Annotated in this window: 2 protein-coding genes; one reads left to right on the top strand and one right to left on the bottom strand. The window is 34.7% G+C overall.

Going from position 1 to position 1,990, the window contains the following annotated elements:
• Nucleotides 1-31: 31 nt before the first annotated feature.
• On the bottom strand, nt 32-748 hold the full coding sequence (locus RMY63_RS41575; protein ID WP_322734255.1) for a type II toxin-antitoxin system RelE/ParE family toxin: 717 nt from the start codon (nt 746-748) through the stop codon (nt 32-34).
• 466 nt (nt 749-1,214) lie between these two features.
• On the opposite strand from RMY63_RS41575, the gene RMY63_RS41570 reads away from it, so the two are divergent.
• Nucleotides 1,215-1,990: hypothetical protein (locus RMY63_RS41570; protein WP_322734254.1), on the top strand; the 776-nt coding region annotated here is incomplete at its 3' end.

The following is a 1,990-nucleotide window of genomic DNA, read 5'->3' as shown; positions in this document are numbered from 1 at the left end:
TGTCTAACATCAGTCCATATAAATTGATTTTTTATTGTTTGTGAGAAATTCGCGCGGAAGCGTTGATTGCCCAACTGACGAATTTTTCTTGTTCGGGATTGAGTTTGAGTAAAAATCCCAGCAACTCACCTTCAGTGAAGCGCAATAAATCATCAGTGCTACCCGTAACAAAGCTGGGTTGGTTCAGAACTTGGTCAAAATTGGGTTCAGCGATACAATCAAAAATGCGATCGCACCACTTACCTGGTAAGTTGACTGCCATTAAATCATCTAATGTCCGACACGCGGTTAATGTTGTCCAATATTCTTCCGGTAGTCGCAACCTATGAAGCAAATCTTCGGTAATTTCCACAGGTAGCGGGCTTTCTGTGTTGGAGGTATCAGGCAAAACCAAGTTTGGGGTATAAGTTGGTTTTACAGCCAGCAATGCTTCTACATCTGGCAGAGTGCTGATATCAATATCGGTTGTTTCAGCAACTAGCTTATCGCCTTTGTATACATCTTTACGGGCATCTACACCTAGCAAGATTACCCATTGATCACCAAAAGTATAAATTATGCGATAGTCCCCTGAACGTAGGCGATACACATCACCCTTGTAGCCATGTAATTTCTTCTTTAAATTACCGTGGGGTTTGGGATCATCCCGCAATACTTCGATTTTCTCCAATATTTGCACCACATACTCTTTAGGGATAACCAAGAGTTGATTGGTGAAGGTGGGTTTGTGGATAATCTCGAAGATCATGGTAGATGGGTATCTATACGTAGATATAACTAGTTGTATACAATCGTTATTAAAAATTATACTAAATTTTAAATTGGATAGGGAATGGAATAAATAAGCAATAAAACCTACTTTTATCTGCTTTATATCCTCTTCAATGTAATTTAAATGCCAACAAGTTAAATTTATTTTTGGTTTTATATGTAATATATTTCGATAAATATAATTCTTTTTTTTATATTTCGTTCTATTTAAGAATAAATAAAAAAATTTTACTAATATAATAAATTAAATTTTTAACATAGAAATGATTCCTTAAAAATCAGCAATTCAAATTAAATGTTTGGTTTGAGTTAATTTTAACTTTTAACAACAGATTTAAATGCGTGTTAGCTTTGCATCAAGCTAGGGAATACTAAAATTTAGCTCTTGAAATCAGCCTAATCGTGATTTTGAGCATTTCCCTAGTCTTGGTATTAAAGTAAAAATGTTTTCAGATATTGATTTTCAGGGAATTCATCCGCTTACTGAACTTAGGCTACCACTTGCAAAATTAGAGCCAAGGTACTCTCATCCTAATTCATCAACAACTAAAATCACGTATCAACTTGCTTCTAACAGTGGAGTAATAGTTGTTATAGAAAAAGACGAAGGTTTTAAATACTCTGGAAGCATAGGTTTTCAACGTCATATTTCTTTGACTGATGATAAAGAGCTAACTTATAATTTGCTAGCTATACAGAATCAAAAGGTTTTAGACTTAAGTAAAGGTCAAACTTTTAATAATATTGATTACTCTGCTAGTGTTATAGCTTATCAGCTAGAAATGAATAACAGGAATTGGAAAAATTTAATTAATAAACTTGAAGATCGAGAAGCGTATGAACGAACTCTTTCAATATTTTTTGATCCTGCTACAGTAAATAGTAGCAATTATAGAGAAGTTGAACGTAGTGGAGAACAGAGGCTTTATATTACAATCCATCCAGTAGGGTTTCTTCTCAGACCTGAAATTTACTGGTTGCCAGAGGCAGGCTTACCAATAGAAGTAAAGGTATCTAAAGAAATTGATGACAATTTTGGTTTTTGTGGTGCAAATAAACTTTATCCAGTTTCTAAAAAACGACTTGATTATTGGTCTACTGAATACAGTAGTTCAAGTACTTACTCTTACGATACCCAAGAACATAAAATAGGGGATCAAAGCGTTCAGGACTTACGCAACTGGCACAAAGCACGGGCAGGTAGACAAGGGCGACAAGG

Origin of the sequence: Nostoc sp. ChiQUE01b, assembly GCF_034531255.1 — a bacterium.
Taxonomy (GTDB): domain Bacteria; phylum Cyanobacteriota; class Cyanobacteriia; order Cyanobacteriales; family Nostocaceae; genus Nostoc.
Note: the sequence above shows the minus strand (reverse complement) of the source record. Positions and strands in the feature narration are given on the sequence as shown.

Coding starts and splice junctions, on each gene's coding strand:
- RMY63_RS41575 (WP_322734255.1), bottom strand. CDS start 748: ATGATCTTCGAGATTATCCACAAACCCACCTTCACCAATCAACTCTTG.